Source organism: Mycobacterium sp. NTMscope_Eco_3 (assembly GCF_976985685.1).
Genome location: NZ_CDRJYZ010000001.1, coordinates 957,691 through 972,497, shown reverse-complemented (window position 1 = coordinate 972,497; position 14,807 = coordinate 957,691). Strand labels below are relative to the sequence as shown.

The 14,807-nt window shown below is 68.0% G+C and carries 10 protein-coding genes and 1 pseudogene; 5 read left to right on the top strand and 6 right to left on the bottom strand.

Annotated elements, in window-relative coordinates:
* Positions 1 to 29 precede the first annotated feature (29 nt).
* Positions 30 to 1,871 carry an adenylyl-sulfate kinase gene (gene cysC, locus AC0KTM_RS04615; protein ID WP_238958084.1) on the bottom strand — a complete coding sequence of 614 codons (1,842 nt, stop codon included), beginning with the start codon at positions 1,869 to 1,871 and terminating at the stop codon, positions 30 to 32.
* On the bottom strand, positions 1,871 to 2,800 hold the full coding sequence (gene cysD / locus AC0KTM_RS04610) for a sulfate adenylyltransferase subunit CysD (RefSeq protein ID WP_238958085.1): 930 nt from the start codon (positions 2,798 to 2,800) through the stop codon (positions 1,871 to 1,873). Before cysD ends, cysC begins: the two co-directional genes overlap by 1 nt.
* Positions 2,801 to 2,914: 114 nt before the next feature.
* On the opposite strand from cysD, the gene AC0KTM_RS04605 reads away from it, so the two are divergent.
* Positions 2,915 to 3,355 carry a PaaI family thioesterase gene (locus AC0KTM_RS04605; protein WP_238958086.1) on the top strand — a complete coding sequence of 147 codons (441 nt, stop codon included), beginning with the start codon at positions 2,915 to 2,917 and terminating at the stop codon, positions 3,353 to 3,355.
* A 74-nt stretch (positions 3,356 to 3,429) separates the two neighbouring features.
* On the opposite strand, the gene AC0KTM_RS04600 is transcribed toward AC0KTM_RS04605, so the two are convergent.
* Positions 3,430 to 3,921, bottom strand: coding sequence for a beta-class carbonic anhydrase (locus AC0KTM_RS04600; RefSeq protein WP_472415069.1), 492 nt, complete (start codon positions 3,919 to 3,921; stop codon positions 3,430 to 3,432).
* Positions 3,922 to 4,133: 212 nt separating this feature from the next.
* On the opposite strand from AC0KTM_RS04600, the gene AC0KTM_RS04595 reads away from it, so the two are divergent.
* The 4 genes and pseudogenes from AC0KTM_RS04595 (at position 4,134) to AC0KTM_RS04580 (ending at position 9,589) form a co-directional block, all read left to right on the top strand.
* Entirely contained in the window at positions 4,134 to 5,111 is a 978-nt protein-coding gene (locus AC0KTM_RS04595; RefSeq protein WP_472415067.1) for an ABC transporter permease, read from the top strand.
* 101 nt (positions 5,112 to 5,212) lie between these two features.
* Positions 5,213 to 6,088 (top strand): ABC transporter permease, encoded by an 876-nt coding sequence (locus tag AC0KTM_RS04590; RefSeq protein WP_225326760.1) that lies wholly within the window; start codon positions 5,213 to 5,215, stop codon positions 6,086 to 6,088.
* On the top strand, positions 6,085 to 7,920 hold the full coding sequence (locus AC0KTM_RS04585; RefSeq protein WP_472415065.1) for a dipeptide ABC transporter ATP-binding protein: 1,836 nt from the start codon (positions 6,085 to 6,087) through the stop codon (positions 7,918 to 7,920). Before AC0KTM_RS04590 ends, AC0KTM_RS04585 begins: the two co-directional genes overlap by 4 nt.
* Positions 7,883 to 9,589 (top strand): annotated as a pseudogene (locus AC0KTM_RS04580) (ABC transporter family substrate-binding protein). Before AC0KTM_RS04585 ends, AC0KTM_RS04580 begins: the two are co-directional and overlap by 38 nt.
* Here the strand turns inward: AC0KTM_RS04580 and AC0KTM_RS04575 are convergent.
* The 3 genes from AC0KTM_RS04575 to AC0KTM_RS04565 form a co-directional block, all read right to left on the bottom strand.
* Positions 9,576 to 10,820, bottom strand: a complete 1,245-nt coding sequence (locus tag AC0KTM_RS04575) for an alpha/beta fold hydrolase (RefSeq protein ID WP_472415064.1) — start codon at positions 10,818 to 10,820, stop codon at positions 9,576 to 9,578. The pseudogene AC0KTM_RS04580 and the gene AC0KTM_RS04575 sit on opposite strands and share 14 nt — an antisense overlap.
* Before the next feature lie 95 nt (positions 10,821 to 10,915).
* Positions 10,916 to 13,537: an AAA family ATPase gene (locus AC0KTM_RS04570; protein ID WP_472415062.1), complete on the bottom strand. Its 2,622-nt coding sequence runs from the start codon at positions 13,535 to 13,537 to the stop codon at positions 10,916 to 10,918.
* A complete protein-coding gene (locus tag AC0KTM_RS04565; RefSeq protein WP_472415061.1) occupies positions 13,534 to 14,685 on the bottom strand; it encodes a metallophosphoesterase family protein in 1,152 nt (383 codons plus the stop codon). Before AC0KTM_RS04565 ends, AC0KTM_RS04570 begins: the two co-directional genes overlap by 4 nt.
* Between the last annotated feature and the right edge of the window lie 122 nt (positions 14,686 to 14,807).

Sequence of the window (14,807 nt, the reverse complement as noted above, 5' to 3'; positions counted from 1 at the left end):
TTTCGGTGCAGCCGGGCTGGACCGGCAGGCTAGCCGCGTGATTCCAGCAGGTCGAGGACCCGCTGCGCCTGCTCCTCAACAGTGCCGTCCGGGGTGAGCCGCAGATCGGGATTCACCGGCGGCTGATACGGGCTGTCAATTCCGGTGAACTGCGTGATCTCACCCGCGCGCGCCTTCGCATACAGGCCCTTCGGATCACGCTTTTCGCATTCGTCGATCGGGGTGTCGCAGAACACCTCGATGAAGTCGAATCCGGCGTCGGTGTGCACTTTGCGCGCCAGTTCGCGTTGCTCGGCCAGCGGGCTGATCGCCGGCACCAGCACCACGTTGCCGCAGTCGGCGAGCAGCGCCGCCACGTGCGCGAGCCGGCGCAGGTTCTCGGCGCGGTCGGCCATGGAAAAGCCCAGGTCGGCGTTCAACCCGTGCCGCAGATTGTCACCGTCGAGAACGTAAGCCAGAGAACCGCTTTCGAGCAGCTTCTGCTCGACCAGCATGGCCACCGACGACTTGCCGGAACCCGACAGGCCGGTGAACCACACCGTCTTACCGCGGGGCCGGGCCTCGGCGGTGGCCGAGGGCTTGTGCCGCACGGTGTTTGGGCTCGCCGCCTGCGCCGACACGTCGCGCAACACCATGCCGGCCGCCACGGTGCCGTTGGTGTGCGGGTCGATGAGGATGAACGAGCCGGTGCTCGGGTTGCGGGTGTACTCGTCCAGCAACAGCGGAACCTGGGTGCGCAGCGAAATACGGCCAAGCTCATTGAGCTTCAGCGCCGTCGCGGTTTTGTCACGGTGCAGGGTGTTGACGTCGAGCCGGTAATCGAGCGCGGTCACCTTGGCGTGCGTGGTGCGGGTGGTGTGCTTGATGACGTAATCGCGGCCGGGCTCGAGCGTCGCGTTGTCGGCCATCCAGCACACCGTCGCGTCGAACTCCTGCGCGACCCTGGGCTGGTTGTGGGTGCGCGCGATCAGATCTCCCCGCGAGATGTCGATCTCGTCGGCGAGGGACACCGATACGGCCATCGGCGGGAACGCTTCTTCGACCGGACCATTCGGCCCCTCGATCGCGGTGATGCGGGTGTGTTTGCCGACGGGCAGCACCACGACCTCATCCCCGGCACGCATGACGCCGCTGGCGACGGTGCCGGCGTAGCTGCGGTGGTCTTGATGTTCGCGGGTGTGCGGCCGGATGACGTACTGCACCGGGAACCGAACGTCGACCATGTTGCGGTCACCGGCGATGTACACCTCTTCGAGGTGCGACAACAATGCCGGCCCGTCGTACCACGGCGTCTGGTCCGACTTGGTCACGACGTTGTCGCCGTGCAGCGCGGAAATCGGGATGGTGGCGACGTCGTGCACGTCCAACCGAGCGGCGAACGCGTGGAACTCGTCGCGGATGGCTTCGAATTTCTCTCTGTCCCAACCGATCAGGTCCATCTTGTTGACGGCGAGCACGATGTGCTGGATGCCCAGCAGGGACGCCAGGAACGCGTGCCGGCGCGACTGCTCCAACAGGCCGTGCCGCGCGTCGACGAGCACGATCACCAATTGGGCGGTCGACGCCCCGGTGACCATGTTGCGGGTGTACTGGATGTGACCGGGAGTGTCGGCGATGATGAATTTCCGCTTGGGAGTGGCGAAGTAGCGGTAGGCGACGTCGATCGTGATGCCCTGCTCGCGTTCGGCCCGCAAGCCGTCGGTCACCAGCGCCAGGTCGGTGTAGTCGTGACCGCGGTCCTTGGACGTCTGCTCCACCGCGGCCCACTGGTCTTCCATGACGGCCTTAGAGTCGTACAGCAGGCGACCGATCAGGGTGGACTTGCCGTCGTCGACGGAACCCGCGGTTGCGAGCCTCAGCAAGGTGGCCATCAGAAATATCCCTGTCGTTTGCGGTCTTCCATGCCGGCCTCCGAGATCCGGTCGTCGGCCCTGGTCGCCCCGCGTTCGGTGAGCCGGGACACCGCGGTCTCGGCGATGACCTCGTCGACGGTGGCGGCTTGCGACTCAACGCATCCGGTGCACGTGACATCCCCGACGGTGCGGAAGCGCACCGTCGCCTCGAACACCGGCTCGTCGGCGCCCGGCTGCATGTTCCGGTCGACCGCGAGCAGCATGCCGTCGCGGCGAAAGACCTTGCGCCGGTGCGCGTAATAGATCGACGGCAGCGCGATGTTCTCGGCGCCGATGTAGGACCAGATGTCGAACTCGGTCCAGTTGGACAGCGGGAAGACCCGGATGTGCTCGCCCTTGTGGTGCCGGCCGTTGTAGAGGTTCCACAGCTCCGGCCGCTGCGCCTTCGGATCCCACTGACCGAACTCGTCGCGGAAGCTGAACACGCGCTCCTTGGCCCGGGCCTTCTCTTCGTCGCGGCGGGCCCCGCCGAACGCGGCGTCGAACTTGTTCTCCCGGATGGCGCGAAGCAGGGTCACGGTCTGAATCGGGTTGCGCCCCTGCCGCGGCTCGACCACCCGGCCGGCGTCGATGTCTTCCTGGACCGAGGCGATGACCAGGCGCACCCCGTGCTCGTTGACCAACTCGTCGCGGGTGGCGATCACCTCGTCGAAGTTGTGCCCGGTGTCGACGTGCATCACCGGGAACGGCAGCCGGCCGGGACGGAACGCCCGCAGCGCCAGATGCAGCATGACGATGGAGTCCTTGCCGCCCGAGAACAGCAGCACCGGCCGCTCGAACTCGGCCGCCACCTCCCGAATGATGTGGATCGCCTCTGCCTCCAGCGAGCGCAGATGGCTCAATTCGTACTGTCCGACGGCGGGGGCCGCCTTCAGATCACTGGTCATCGCTTCCTTCGCAATCGCTAAAACCTGGCAGAATTGACCATATTTAGCACCTTAGCGATATATGAGACCAGCTGGCGCTGGACCTGTCAACCTGGGGTGCGAAAGCATAAACGAATGACTTCTACCTCCGGACCTTCTCACCCGCCCACGCCGAGCGGCCGCGACGTTATCGCGCAGTTCCTCCCCCAGTCCCCGTTCGTCGTCAAGTTGGGCATCGTCGCCGACCGGCTCGAGGAGGACGAGGTGCGGCTGCGGCTGCCCTGGGACCCGTCCAACGTGACGCTCGGCGACATGGTTCACGGTGGGGCCATCGCCACCCTCGCCGACCTCACCGTGATGGCGGCGGCGTGGTGCGGCGTCCCGGCCCCGCCGGAACTACGAGGCGTGACGGTGTCGATGGCGCTGGACTACATGGCCCCGGCTCGGGCCACCGACGTGATCGGCATCGGCCGGGTGCTGCGCCGCGGCCGATCGCTGGTCAATTGCGAGGCCGAGATCGTCGACTCGGGGGGCACGCTGGTCGCCAAGGCCTTGGCGACCTACAAGGTCGGCTGAAGGGCCACCGAACGTGCACTGATGGCGGGGATTGGGCCGATTTTTCGCCGTGGCTACACGCTCGGCGCACGCTTCTAGATCTTGACCTCGTTGAGCTTGCCCGTGGCGACGTCGAAGAAGAAGCCGCGCAGGGAGACGTGCTTGGTGACGAACGGATTGCCCTCGATGCGGCGCAGCGACTGACGGACGTCCTCGGCGACGTCCGGAAACGCCTCGGCCGCCCACGACGGCTTGACCCCGGTCTCCTCCTGGATGCCGCGCTTGAAGTCATCGTCGGTGAAGGTGAGCATCCCGCAATCGGTGTGGTGAATCAGGATGATCTCGCGCGTCCCCAAGAGTCGTTGGCTGATGGCCAGCGAGCGGATGACGTCGTCGGTGATGACTCCCCCGGCGTTGCGGATGACGTGGGCCTCCCCCTCGTTGAGGCCGAGGAGGCGATACACATCGAGCCGCGCATCCATGCACGCGACGACCGCCACATGTTTGCCCGGCGGCATCGGCAGCGGGCCCTTGAAGGTGCTCGCATATTCGGCGTTGTTGGCCAGGAGATCGTCGGTAACCGTCACGCAAGCCTCCTCGGGAGTGTCGCGGTCTGAGGCGTGCCGCAAGTGCCGCACCGCTCGGTACCGCGGTGGATGCTAACAACCGATCACACGCGATGCACGCATGAGAATCAAGCAGATCCAAAGGTCACCGAACGCGCCGGGTGCTGCACCCGCGACGCTGTGCCGTCGGCTCGATAACCTGTCCCAATGCGACGCGGGCTGTGCGGACGGGTATGACTCGGTTCCTCGCGCGCCGGTTGCTCAACTACGTCGTGCTGCTCGCGCTGGCATCGTTTTTGACGTTTTGCCTGACGTCGGTGGCTTTCAAGCCGCTGGACAGCCTGCTGCAGCGCAATCCGCGACCGCCACAAGCCGTCATCGACGCCAAGGCCCACGCGCTCGGTCTCGACGAGCCGATACCGATCCGCTACGCGCACTGGGCTTCGCACGCCGTCCGCGGTGACTTCGGCAAGACCATCACCGGCCAGCCCGTCGGGGAGTCACTGTGGCGCCGCGTCGGAGTGACGCTGCGCCTGTTAATCATTGGTTCGCTGGTGGGCACCGCCACGGGCATCGCGGCCGGGGCGTGGGGCGCCATTCGGCAGTACCGGCTCAGCGATCGCGTCGTCACCATGGTGGCTCTGCTGGTCCTGAGCACCCCGACGTTCGTCATCGCCAACCTGTTGATCCTCGCCGCGCTGCGGGTGAACTGGGCCGTGGGCCTGCATATTTTCGACTACACCGGGGAGACCTCACCGGGTGTGTCCGGCGGGGCCGGCGCGCAGTTGCTCGACCGGCTGCGGCATTTGGTGTTGCCGTCACTGACCCTGGCGCTGGTGGCCGCGGCGGGATACAGCCGCTATCAGCGCAACGCGATGCTCGACGTCCTCGGCCAGGATTTCATCCGCACCGCCCGCGCCAAGGGGCTGAGCCGCCGGCGTGCGCTGGTCAAGCACGGCTTGCGCACCGCGCTGATCCCGCTGGCCACCCTGTTCGCCTACGGGGTGGCCGGGCTGGTCACCGGAGCGGTGTTCGTGGAGAAGATCTTCGGCTGGCACGGCATGGGCGAATGGCTGGTGCAGGGCATCGCGACGCAGGACACCAACATCGTCGCGGCCATCACCTTGTTCTCCGGCGCGGTGGTGTTGCTGGCCGGCCTGCTCTCCGACGTGTTTTACGCGGCCCTCGATCCCCGGGTCAGGGTGTCATGACCCGCGCCGCCGACGATGCAGGGCGAAGCGATGAGGAGGAGGGGCGTCCACGGACCTCCGCGGCGGATATCGATGGCGCCCAGGGGTTTTCGGGTCACGAGGTGGCGGGCTTCACCTCGCGCCGCACGCTGGTGTTGCGCCGGTTTGCGCGCAACCGGTTCGCGGTGGCGTCGCTGACATTGTTGGTGCTGCTGTTCGTCGGCTGTTACACGCTGCCCGCGGTGCTGCCCTATTCCTACGAGGACCTCGATTTCACCGCGCTGCTGCAGCCGCCCAGCGCACGCCACTGGCTGGGCACCAACGCGCTGGGGCAGGACCTGTTGGCGCAGATCCTGCGGGGAATGCAGAAGTCGATGCTGATCGGTGTCTGTGTCGCGGTGATCTCCACCGGCATCGCCGCCACCGTCGGGTCGGTGTCAGGCTATTTCGGCGGTTGGCGCGACCGCGTGCTGATGTGGGTGGTCGACCTGCTGTTGGTGGTGCCCAGCTTCATCCTGATCGCCATCGTGACGCCGCGAACCAAGGATTCGGCCAATATCTTGATGCTGGTTCTGCTGCTGGCCGGGTTCGGCTGGATGGTCAGTTCCCGCATGGTGCGCGGGATGACCATGAGTTTGCGTGAGCGCGAATTCATCCGCGCCGCAAGGTATATGGGCGTATCGAGTCGCCGCATCATCGTCGGGCATGTGGTGCCCAACGTGGCTTCCATCCTGATCATCGACGCGGCGCTCAACGTCGCGTCGGCCATCCTGGCCGAAACCGGCCTGAGCTTCCTGGGTTTCGGCATTCAGCCGCCGGATGTGTCGCTGGGCACCTTGATCGCCAATGGCACCCAGTCGGCGACCACGTTCCCGTGGGTGTTCCTGTTCCCCGCCGGGGTGCTGGTGCTGATCTTGGTGTGCGCCAACCTCACCGGCGACGGCCTGCGGGACGCGCTCGACCCCGGCAGCACAGCGGGCCGAGGGGGCGACCGATGAGCACCCTGCTCGAGGTGACCGACCTGGCCGTGACCTTCGCAACCGGCGGCGACCCGGTGACCGCGGTGCGCGGCGTCAGCTACCGCGTCGAACCGGGAGAAGTCGTCGCCATGGTCGGCGAATCAGGTTCGGGCAAGTCCGTTTCCGCGATGGCGGTGGTGGGCCTGTTGCCCGACTATGCGCGGGTGAGCGGCTCGGTCCGGTTGCACGGCACCGAGCTGCTGGGCCTGGACGACGGCGCGATGTCGCGGTTCCGGGGCAAGACGGTCGGCATGGTGTTCCAGGATCCGATGTCGGCGCTGACGCCCGTCTACACCGTCGGCGACCAGATCGCCGAGGCGATCGAGATCCACCAGCCGCGGGTGGGAAGGAGAGCGGCCCGCCGCCGCGCGGTGGAGCTGCTCGAATTGGTGGGCATCGCCCAGCCGGAGCGACGCGCCCGCGCGTTTCCGCACGAACTCTCCGGCGGCGAACGGCAACGGGTCGTCATCGCGATCGCGATCGCCAACGACCCCGACTTGTTGATCTGCGACGAGCCCACCACCGCACTCGATGTCACCGTGCAGGCGCAGATCCTCGAGGTCCTCAAAACCGCACGCGACGTCACCGGAGCCGGGGTGCTGATCATCACGCACGACCTCGGTGTGGTCGCCGAGTTCGCCGACCGGGCGCTGGTGATGTACGCGGGACGGGTCGTCGAATCCGCCGACGTGCACACGCTTTACCGGGACCGCCGCATGCCCTACACCGTCGGGCTGTTGGGCTCGGTTCCGCGCCTGGACGCCGCACAGGGCACCCGGCTGGTGCCGATTCCCGGGGCACCGCCGTCGTTGGCCGGCCTGGATCCCGGCTGTCCCTTCGCGCCGCGCTGCCCGCTGGCCATCGACGAATGTCGGCTCGAGGAGCCGGAATTGCTGTCCGTCGGCGCCGATCATCGGACGGCCTGCATCCGCACCGACCAGGTCGAGGGCCGCAGCGCCGCGGACATCTACGGCGTCAGCACCGAAGCCCATGCGGCGGAATCCGGTGATTCGTCGGTCGTCGTCCGGGTGCGTGACCTGACCAAGACCTACCGACTGACGCAGGGCGTGTTGCGCCGCAGTGTCGGCGAGGTCCGCGCGGTCGACGGTGTCAGCTTCGAATTGCGTCAGGGGCGCACCCTGGGCATCGTCGGCGAGTCCGGTTCGGGGAAATCGACCACGTTGCACGAGATCCTGGAGCTCACCGGGCCCGAATCGGGATCGATCGAGGTGCTGGGCACCGACGTCACCACCCTGAGCCCGGCCGGTCGACGTTCGCTGCGGCGCGACATTCAGGTCGTGTTCCAAGACCCGGTCGCCTCGCTGGACCCGCGGCTGCCCGTGTTCGAGCTGCTCGCCGAACCCCTGCGCGCCAACGGGTTCGACAAGAGCCACACCAACGCGCGCGTCGCCGAGTTGCTGGACATCGTGGGGCTGCGCCGCGCCGACGCGATCCGCTACCCCGCCGAGTTCTCCGGCGGGCAAAAGCAGCGCATCGGCATCGCGCGTGCGCTGGCACTGCAACCGAAGATTCTCGCACTCGACGAGCCCGTCTCCGCGCTCGACGTCTCCATCCAGGCCGGGATCATCAACCTGCTGCTCGATTTGCAGGCAACCTTCGGATTGTCCTATCTGTTCGTCTCGCACGACCTTTCGGTGATCAAGCACCTCGCGCACGAGGTGGTCGTCATGCATGCCGGAGCGATCGTCGAGCAGGGCGACAGCCGGCAGGTCTTCGCCAACCCGCAACACGAATACACCCGGCAGCTGCTGAATGCGGTGCCGCAACCGGATCCGGGCAATCGTGTCTAACCGCGGCATCCGGTTCGCGGCAGCGCTTTTCACGATGGCGCTGGCGCTGCCGGGCTGCTCACCGGCGATCAACGTGATTCCGGAGACGGGTCAAAACGCGCGCATCGGCTCGACCAGCGACATCAATCCGCACGATCCGGCGACCCTGCAAGACGGTGGCGACCTGCGGCTCGCGCTCACCGCGTTCCCGCCTAACTTCAACATCTTGCACATCGACGGCAATTCGGCCGAGGTCGCCGCGATGATGAAGGCCACCTTGCCGCGCGCCTTCATCATCGGGCCGGACGGCTCGACGACGGTCGACACCAACTACTTCACCAGCATCGAACTGACCGGCACCGCACCGCAAGTGGTGACCTACACGATCAACCCCCACGCGGTGTGGTCGGACGGCACACCGATCACCTGGGAGGACATCGCGAGCCAGGTGCACGCCCTGAGCGGCGCCGACAAGAATTTCGAGATCGCCGGGCCCAGCGGCGCCGACCGCGTCGCCTCGGTAACCCGCGGGGTCGACGACCGGCAGGCCGTCATGACCTTCGCCAAGCCGTACGCGGAGTGGCGCGGCATGTTCGCCGGCAACGGGATGCTGCTGCCCAAGAGCATGACCGCCACCCCGGAGGCGTTCAACAAGGGCCAGCTCGACGGGCCGGGCCCGTCGAGCGGCCCGTTCGTCGCATCGTCGTTGGATCGGACGACCCAGCGGATTGTGTTGAGTCGCAACCCGAGATGGTGGGGTCCGCGGCCCCGCCTGGACAGCATCACCTACTTGGTGCTCGACGACGCCGCGCGGCTGCCGGCGCTGCAAAACAACACGATCGACGCCGCCGGGGTCGGCACGATCGATCAACTGACCATCGCGCAGCGCGCCAAGGGAATCACGATCCGGCGCGCCCCGGGCCCGGCCTGGTCTCACATCACGTTCAACGGCGCGCCGGGGTCGATCCTGGCCGACAAGGCGTTGCGGGTCGCGGTGTCCAAGGGCATCGACCGGCAGACCATCGCCAAGGTGGTCCAATATGGCCTCACCAGTGACCCGGTGGCGCTGGGCAATCACATTTACGTCGCGGGCCAGAAGGGCTACCAGGACAACGCCGCCGTGGTTCCCTACGACCCGGCCGCCGCCAAACGCGAGCTCGACGCCCTGGGCTGGCGGCAGGTCGGCCAGTTCCGGGAGAAGGACGGTCGACAGCTGGTCATTCGTGATTTGTTCTACGACGCCCAGGGCAGCCGACAGTTCGCCCAGATCACCCAGCACAGCCTCGCCTAAATCGGCGTCAAGCTCGAACTCGTCGCCCGGGCGGGCAGCGGCTTCTTCACCAACTACGTCAACGTCGGAGACTTCGATCTCGCCCAATTCGGTTGGCTCGGAGACGCTTTCCCGCTCTCGGGGCTGACCCAGATCTACAAATCCGATGGGGAGAGCAACTTCGGCAAGATCGGCAGCCCGCAGATCGACGCCGCCATCGAGCGGACCCTGGAAGAACTCGACCCCGACAAGGCGCGGGCGCTGGCCAACGACCTCGACAAACTCATCTGGGCGGAGGGGTTCAGCCTCCCGCTCACCCAATCGCCCGGCGATGTCGCGGTGCGCAGCACGCTGGCCAACTTCGGCGCGGCCGGCCTCGGCGACCTGGACTACACCGCCATCGGTTTCACGCGGAGTTGAGCCGCCGCAGCAGCCGCGACGGGATCGGCAGCGCCCCTTCGGCGGCGGCCGCCGTCCCGACCAACTTCCACAGCAGGCGCACCTCGGGGCGCGGCGGAAGCGCGTCCAGCGACGACGCTTGGGCGGCAAGGCCATCCAGGTCACCGCGCCGAACGGCGTCGGCGGCGGCGAGCGCGACGGGCTCACGAAAATCCAGCGCGCTGTGCGCCATGCTTGGCAGGCTCACGAGCACCGCGCTGGGCAGCAGCGCTGCCACGCGTTCGGCCACCGCGGGCGGGGTGATGAGGTCACGGCCGCCGGAAATCACCGCGGTGGGCCAGTTGAAATTCGGCATTTCGGCGGGCAGGTCATAGGGCTCGTCCTCGAACGACACCCGCTGCGTGCGTGATTCGCGTTCGGCCACCGCGGGATCCAGCGGCAGGCCGTCGGGTTCGGCCGCGTAGTCCAGCTCGCGGAACGCGATGCGGCTCACCAGGTCTTCCTCGTAGCGGTACGGCAGGTTGCTCAGGGTGGTGAACCGGGATAGCGCCCACCACAAGAGTTTTCGGCGCTCCAGCAACAGGTCGAGTTGACGCTCGAGCAGTGCTGCCCCACCATAGCCGTAAATGGTCGCGACGACATGCGTTGCCGCCGGGGTCATGACGCCGGCGTCGACGAGTTTGCGCATTTTCGGTGCCAATGCGGCGGTTTCGGGACTATCGCCTTTGAGCAGCAGTCGGCGGATCGCCCGTCGCACGATGACGATGTCGTGCCGCGACAGCAGTGGCGAATCGAGCACCATCCCGTGTACGCGGTCGGGATGGCGCACACCGACCCCGGCCGCGATGTAGGTGCCGTAGGAGGCGCCGTAGATGTCGGCCGCGTCCGCGTGGGCGTCGTCGAGCACCGCCGCCACGTCGTCGACCACCTGATTCACCGTCATCGCCTGCGGGGGCAGATCGGCACCCGAATCGTCGTGGCGCGACATCCCCACCCCGCGGTGTTCGATCATGATGACGTCGAGACCGGCCGCCGCGGCGCGCCTGCGCAGCCCCCGGTACATCTGCACCGACGCGACCCCCGGCCCGCCGGGGATGATGACCAGCGGGTGGGGGGATTTGCGGCCCGTGCGCAGGTAGTACAGATCGAACTCTTCGGCGCTGTGGGGCGAGATCGGCCGGCGCACGGCGCGCACGCCGGGCAATTCCGCCAGCTTCTGCTGCACCCGGCTGCGCTTCGCGTTCATGGTCATTCGTGTCGGACCGCCATGGTCCCATTCTGCAGGCAGCGCATCCGGCGGTGACGAGTCGTCACGCCGGCCGTATCGGTTGAGGTCAGCCGCCTGGGTTAGGCGCTGAGGTCGATGCGGTGTGCGCCCCGGACACCGTCGTACCGGTCGGGACTGCAGGTCAGCACGATCACCTGGCCGTGAGTGCCGACGCTGTCGAACAACTGCCCCATCTTGGCCAGCCGGTCGGGGTCGGTGAAACCCAGTGCGTCGTCGACGACCACCGGGACGGCGTCCTCCTTGGCGACCAGGGCGGCGCCGGCCAGCCGGGCCAGGATGCCGAGTTGCTCCTTGGCGCCGCCGGACAAGGATTCGTAGGGCACCGTGATGCCGTTGAGCGTGCGGCTACGGATGCACAGGTCGCTGTCGATGTCGACCTCGAAGCTGGGGCCGAACACGGGACGGCCGAGCCGCTGCAGCTCCGCGCGATAGGGCTCGACGTAGCGTCGCCGGGTGGTGTCGCGGTGGCGCGTCATGACCGAGCGCAGCAGTTGCGCGGCCCGGGCCCGCCCGCCGATCTGCCTGTGCTCCGTGGCGGCGTGCTCGCGTTCCGTTTCCGCGGCGTCCAGCTTGCCCTGGCGCCCCTCGCTGCCGAACACCGAGAGTTCGATGGTGATCTCGCGCAACGCGCGGGCGGCTTCTTCGTAGCGCTCCTGCAACGACTCGGCTTCCTTTGTGGCCTCGGCCAATTCGGCGGCTACCGCTTCGGGGGACGCGGCGGCCAAGGCGGCGTCGAGCTCGCCGAGCCGTTGTTCGGCGGCCTGCCGGGCCCGCAACGCCGAGTCCGCCGATGCCGCCAGTTCCTCGTCGCTGACCGAGGCGCGTTCGGTGTCCAGCCGGGCCGCGGCCGCCTGGAGCTCGGCGCGTTGGGCTTCCAACGTGTTCTGCAGAACGCTTGTCCGGGTTGATAATTCGGCCAGTGCCGCGGCGGCGGTGGTGGCGGCCTGACGGCGAGCCTCGCAGTCGCTCGATGCGGCCGCGTGACCCTGTCGGGCCGCGTCGAGTTCGGCGCGGGCAGCGCCGATGTCCGTGACGCCCGGCTCCGGTTCGGCCGGGTGTTCGGCGCGAAGCTGCGCCAGGCGCGAGCGCATCTCCTCGATCACTTCGTCGCCGCACAAACCGGCCAGGGTGGCGCTGAGCTGATCGCGGGTGCTTTGCAGCTCGCGGCGTCGCCGGTCGGCCGAGCGCGCGGCGGCGAGATCGGCCACCTCGCCCGCTGCCAGCGCCGTGGTCATTTCTTGTTGTGCCGCGGCGTGTTTCGCGTGAATATCCAGCGTGGTGGCGCCCGGGGTGACCCGGGCGGTCAGGACATCGGGGAACTCGACGACGGTGGGCCCGGCGGCGGTGGTCGACCAGCTTTGCCCCGCCGCCAAGGTGATCCGTTCGCCGCCGACCACGAGGTGAATGTCGGCGGAGGCGGTGAATTCGACCGCCGCCGACGTCGACGCCAACTGGTCGCCGATGCGATCGACCGCGGCGGCGGCGTCCTCGATTCGGCGCAGCACTTCCTCGGTGACGGCGATCGTGCTGAGCTCGGCGCAGATTCGCTCACGATCCCGCTCGATGGCATCGACCCTGGCCAGCCGGGCGCTCAACCGGTCGGCCTCCTCGCGGTCGGCGAGCCGGTCGACGGCGCGCCGTGCAGCGTCGACCCGGCACTGCAGGTCGGCCAGCACCTGGGTGGCCCGCTGGAGCGTGGCGTCGCACGCCTCCGCCTCCGCACGCGCCGCCGAGTGCGCGGCCGCGGCTTGGTGCGCGTGGGCTTCCGTTTCGGCGACAGTGCCAGCGCGGGTGTCGATTTCGGCGAGCAGCTGCAAGCGTCCGGCGTGGGCGGCGCCCGCCGCCGCGCTGGTGGCTTCCGCCGCGGCGGCCATCAACTGGGCTTCGCGCCGCTGCGCGGTGAGCTCCGCGATCTTGTCGGCCGCTTCCTGCGCGGCCGCGACTCGCGGGCCGGCGGCGATGCGCCGCTGGGAGAAGTCGGCCACCTGCTCGGTCAAGACGGCGTGACGAGACACGCGGTCATCGACCTCGGCGACGGCGGCCGCGCACTCGGCGACCGCGGCCTCCGCATCGGCCAGCCGGGCAATCGCGGCGGCCCACTGCCCCGTCGGACGCCCGGTCGGCGTGAAATACCGTGCATATTCGGTGTCGATTCGCTCGATCAGCAACGGCTCGGTGCCGCAGAGGCCGCCGCTGTCACCGGCGGCGACATCGAGCGCGCGCGACAGCGCGTCGCACCCGGACAAATCCACCGCGGTCGTCGACGCCGACTGCAGCACGCGCTGGGCATGCCACAGGTCGCTGTCCACCGTCTCGGCCAGCATCGCCCGGACCCGTTCGTGGGCTTCGTCGCCGGTCAGTTGTTCGCGGCACGGCGAGATGACCGTCAGCTCCGTTTCGCATTTCTTGTGAAACCGCTTGCGATAGACGAAACGGTAGGGGCCACAGCTGATCTCGGCAGACACCTCGGATCCCACGTCGCTGTGAGTGGGCTTGACCTGCTTGACTTCCTTCTTCGTCGAGCGATCCCGGGACTCCAGCAGCAGATCCAGGGCCTCGATCATCGACGACTTGCCGATCTCGTTGGCGCCGCACACCACCACGACGCCGTGGTCGGGGAATTCGATTTCCCGGTGCGAGATGCCGCGGTAGTTCGTCAGGATCAACCGGTGCAGCTTCACGCGGCGCCCCGATCGGTGAGGCGCAGCAGCAACGCCAGCGCCGCCTGCGCGTCGACGGCGGCGGCGGAATCCTCCTCGCGGGCCGTGGCCACCAATTCCTCGACCGCCGCGGCGGCGAATCCCCCGATGCCGAGGTCGCTGAATTCGCCGTCGGCCGGGATCACCGCCAGATCGGTGTGCCGTTCCCACAGGCCCAGCCACGCGAACAGCCGCGCGTATTTGTCCAGGCAGGCGTCCAGCGCCGCACGGTCGGTGACCGTCAGCGAGCCGGTGAGCGCCAGGCGCACCACGGTTCGGTCCTTGTCGGTCATCAGGTCCAGGTTCACGTCGAGGTCGGCGATGTCGCGGCTGGTGTCGACCTGCCGGTGCATCGTGACGAAGCGCCAGCATCCGACGTGCCGCGCGGTCACGGAGACCGCGCGCCCCGGGTCGGCCTCATCGATCTCCACCACCAGCACGTGGCCGGGCTTGGATTCCACATCGTCGAAGTTGGTGACTTCCGGCGCGCCGGAGTACCACACCCGGTCGCTGCTGCCGACCTGGGTCAGTGAGTGCTTATCCCCCAGCGCCACGTAGTGCACCGCGCCGCGGGACAGCGCTTCGTCGAGCGTGGCGAGCCGGATCAGCGAGGGCTTGTCCTTGTCGGGGTCCAGGACGTCGACTCCGCCGTGCGCGACGAGGATTCGGGTGCCCGCGGCCGCGGGCAGGCCGTCGAGAACGTCGGCCACGAGGTCGGTGGTCGGCACCTTCGACCGCCACGGCGCGGCGACGATCTCCAGCCCGGGACGCACCTGATGGACGCCGGCACGGTCGAGCACCACGACGTTGTCCGGACGCTCGGCGGTGAACAGCGCGCTGGTGTACACCGATGAGGCGTCCAGGGGATCGTGGTTGCCCGGAAGCAGATAGACCGGAATTCCGATGGCGCGCATGGCTTCCAGGGACTGACCGATCACCTTCGGCGGAAGCTGGTTGTGCTCGAAGACGTCGCCCGACACGACGACGAACTCGGCGCCTACTTCCGCGGCGAGCGCACCCAGACCGGCAACCGCGTCGCGGCGGGCCGCCGAATAGCGTGGCTGGGCGTCGCCGGCGAGGAAGTGCCGGGTCATGCCCAGTTGCCAGTCGGCGGTATGCAGGAATCGCATGCGGGCGACCCCCTTTCGAACTGCGTGTTTACCGGGGCATCGCGAGTTTAGGTCTGCGCACCGACAAGACGCGGGACCTCGATCGGCAGGTCTTGGCACTGGCCAAATACCGGCGCGCAGGG